The organism is Mycobacterium sp. E3298 (genome assembly GCF_001666895.1).
Taxonomy (GTDB): Bacteria; Actinomycetota; Actinomycetes; order Mycobacteriales; family Mycobacteriaceae; genus Mycobacterium.
Genome location: NZ_LZJB01000454.1, coordinates 1 through 3202, shown reverse-complemented (window position 1 = coordinate 3202; position 3202 = coordinate 1). Strand labels below are relative to the sequence as shown.

Here is a 3202-nt window from a genome sequence, read left to right as displayed (position 1 = left end):
TCAGTCCCTTCCTGAGTTGAGCCTGCCACCCGGTGGCCACCTACCGGTAGTGCTGATCGCCTTTTGGGCGCATTGTTCGCTCAATGGACTGCGGGGTGCTCGGCGAACCAAGGCCCGCGGACGCTGGAATTTGCCGACGGCCAGGCCAAATCGCCGCGACGGATGGTCGCCGGTGCCATCCTTTTGGGTATGTCCGAGACGCGGCACGTTGTCCTGATTCACGGCAACTGGTCACGCGGAGAACAGCTGGCCGCCGCCCGCGCCGCGTTCCAGGATCGCGGTTACACCGCGCATACGCCGACGCTGCGGCATCACGAATTGCCGATCCACGAGGGGGCCGGCAAGGTGGCCTCCCTAAGCCTGCGGGATTACGTCGACGACCTGGTGGCCTTCGTCGGTTCGCTCGAAACGCCACCGTTGTTGGTCGGCCACTCGATGGGCGGCCTGCTCGCCCAACTGGTCGCCGCACGCACCCCCCACACCGGGCTGGTCGCGGCATGTCCCGCCCCCGCTGCCGGCATCGGCGGTTCGACTCCCGCCAACAGGCGGATGTCGGCGCCGTGGTTCCTGCGCTCGCGCGCCTGGGCCAAACCGGTGCCTCCTCCCCCGTTCGAGCGATTCCGGCAATGGGTGGCCAACACCCAATCTGAGGACACCGCCCGCGAGATATATGACGGCCTGGTTTGCGATTCCGGTCGAGCACAGTGCGAGATGCTCCTTGCGATACTCAGGCTCTCCCGGGCAACCCGCGTCGATGCCGCCGCGGTGAGCGCGCCGGTGTTGGTGATTGGGGGCGAATGCGACCTGATCGTGCCGGCAGGGGTGTTGCGCAAGACCGCGGCGCAATACCGGCACGCGGACGTCGTCGTGATACCCGACTCCGACCACATGGTCTTCTCGGGGGCTTCCCTACCGCTAACCATGAGCCACATTGACGCGTGGCTGACAAAGAATGAGCTCTTCGCCGCCACGCCGAACTAGGTGCCGTGACGCGCGCTTGCTGATCGACCGCCTTGGCGAAGCGCCCTTTACCTGATCAATCTCTGTGGAGCTAAGGGGATTCGAACCCCTGACCTACTCGATGCGAACGAGTCGCGCTACCAACTGCGCCATAGCCCCTGATCGCTAGCAGGCTACCAGCCGCGGGCCGAACCGCCGAAACGCGATCGCTACTCGCCGACGGCCCGCGGCAAGTCCCTGGGCCAGCCGTAGTTGCGCATCGGCATCGCGTAGTCCAGGTGCTCGAAGATCGGGTCCTCGTCGTCGATCTCCAGGACCACCGCGCCCGGGCGCCGCAACCGCGACGGGACCACGTCGTAGTCGCGGTCGTAGGCGTTCTCGACGCCCATACGCGCCCGCGACATCCGCTGCATCCGGCGGCGACGGACCTTCTCCTCGATGCGGGTCTGGCGCCGCAGGTACGCCAGGTAGAGCAGCGTCACGACGGTGGCGCTGCCGCACGCCCACCAGGCGGTCGGCGAAATCTTGAACGCGGCCGTGGCCGTGCCGACCAGCACGACGGCCATCACCATCAACACGCGCTTGCGGAAGGCGTACTTGCGGGCGCTGACCGCGGCGGCGGTCTTGGTGTCGAAGCGGCGGCGCCGAGAGGCGTTCCGCGGGACGGGCGGCGGCATCTCCTCGTCGTCGGCCTCGGCCTCGGGCTCCAGACCCGAAGAGTCGTCGACGTATTCGAAGCCCTCGTCGTCCTCGTCGGCTTCGTCGCCGGCGTGGGCGACCACGTCGGTGTCGGAGTCCTCGTCGTCCTCGTCGGCCTCGGCTTCTTCCTCGACGACGGCTTCGACGCCCGCCGGCAGGGCCTGAGAATCCTCGACGACATCGACGTCGAGGTAGTCGGGCTCGGTGAGCTCGGGTGTCGCGATCTTCATGACGACGGGGCGCGCGGCCCGCAGCTCCTCGGTGTCGTGCTCTTCGTCTTCGTCACCCTCGGCGAGGTCGAGCTCGTTGTCGGCCGACTCTTCCGGCGGTTTCCAGTCGGGGTCGCTGCGATGACCCGCGGCCGGGCCGCTGCGCTTGATCAGGCGGGAGTTCGCGCCGCCGTTGAGGACCCGGGTCGCCAGGGCGACGTCGCTGGTGCGGCGCACGGCGTCGCGTTTGCTGACGAGCATGGGCACCAAGACGAACAGCCAGAGCACTACGAGCGAGATCCACAACAGTGACTGCGGAATGCTTGGCATGACGACCTGCTCTCTTCGGTTCCGATTCCGCGAAGCCCCTCGGAGGCCAGCGCGGCCGGGTCTTGGTGACCAGGACAATTACACACCTGTAATTTGCCTCTCACAAGCACCACGAGTCACTCGTGTCGCGGTAGCCACACGGAGGCCAAATGCGCTAGTCGCGGCGCGGCCGCCCAGCGCGGGGCTGCGCCGTCACGCCCAGCTGGCGTGCCCGCCCCGGACCAGGGTCGATGCCACCGACCCGGAAACTTCCTCGGCCGTAATGGCCATCAACAGGTGGTCCCGCCACGCCTTGTCGACCTCGAGGTAGCGCTGCAACAAACCCTCTTGCCGGAAGCCGACTTTTGCCAACACGGCCCGGCTGGCCGCGTTCTCGGGGCGCACGGTGGCCTCGACGCGGTGCAGCATCACCGGACCGAAGCAGTGATCCAGGCCCAGCGCCAGGGCTGCCGTGGCCACCCCGCCGCCGGTCGCCGACCGCGGCACCCAATAGCCGATCCACGCCGATCGCAACGCCCCATGGGTGACGTTGCCGATGGTCAGCTGGCCACAGAAGCGTCCGTCGAGCTCGATGACGTAGGGCAGCATGCGGCCCGCACGGGCCTCCGCGCGCAGGCCGGAGCACAGCGCCGGCCACGCGGCGACGGTGTGCCGGGTCGTCCAATCGCTCTCCGCGCTGGGCTCCCACGGCTCGAGGTGGGCGCGGTCGGCCAACCGGATGCGGCTCCATTGGGCGCCGTCGCGCATCCGCACCGCCCGCAGCCGGACGACTCCCGCCGGCACCCGCAAGGGCCCGACATCCAGCGGCCAGCCCGGGTGGCGGGCGTTGGTGCGCAACAGGTTCACGAGCCGGCGGAGTCGTTGCACTTAACCGCGCTGAGCCAGGAAGGCGACATCGACGATTTCGCCGGTGCGGATCTGTTCGGCGCCGCTGGGCACCACCACGAGGCAGTTCGCTTCGGCGAGGGTGGCCAGCAGGTGCGAGGACGCCCCGGGCGGCCCGC

General features: G+C 68.6%; 3 protein-coding genes, 1 tRNA gene and 1 pseudogene. 1 reads left to right on the top strand and 4 read right to left on the bottom strand.

Going from position 1 to position 3202, the window contains the following annotated elements:
* The first annotated feature begins 189 nt into the window (after positions 1-189).
* Positions 190-981 (top strand): alpha/beta hydrolase, encoded by a 792-nt coding sequence (locus A9X05_RS21115; protein ID WP_067783902.1) that lies wholly within the window; start codon positions 190-192, stop codon positions 979-981.
* A 65-nt stretch (positions 982-1046) separates the two neighbouring features.
* On the opposite strand, the gene A9X05_RS21110 is transcribed toward A9X05_RS21115, so the two are convergent.
* The 4 genes and pseudogenes from A9X05_RS21110 to A9X05_RS30020 form a co-directional block, all read right to left on the bottom strand.
* Positions 1047-1119: transfer RNA gene (locus A9X05_RS21110), tRNA-Ala, on the bottom strand.
* A 50-nt stretch (positions 1120-1169) separates the two neighbouring features.
* A complete protein-coding gene (gene glpR / locus A9X05_RS21105; RefSeq protein WP_067783901.1) occupies positions 1170-2198 on the bottom strand; it encodes a gephyrin-like molybdotransferase receptor GlpR in 1029 nt (342 codons plus the stop codon).
* A 192-nt stretch (positions 2199-2390) separates the two neighbouring features.
* A complete protein-coding gene (locus A9X05_RS21100; protein WP_197499159.1) occupies positions 2391-3044 on the bottom strand; it encodes a GNAT family N-acetyltransferase in 654 nt (217 codons plus the stop codon).
* 21 nt (positions 3045-3065) lie between these two features.
* A pseudogene (locus A9X05_RS30020) lies at positions 3066-3202 on the bottom strand (molybdopterin molybdenumtransferase); the annotation flags it as partial.

Bases quoted from the DNA above. Each gene is read 5' to 3' on its own strand.
- glpR (WP_067783901.1), bottom strand. From the start codon at position 2,198: ATGCCAAGCATTCCGCAGTCACTGTTGTGGATCTCGCTCGTAGTGCTC.
- A9X05_RS21115 (WP_067783902.1), top strand. From the start codon at position 190: ATGTCCGAGACGCGGCACGTTGTCCTGATTCACGGCAACTGGTCACGC.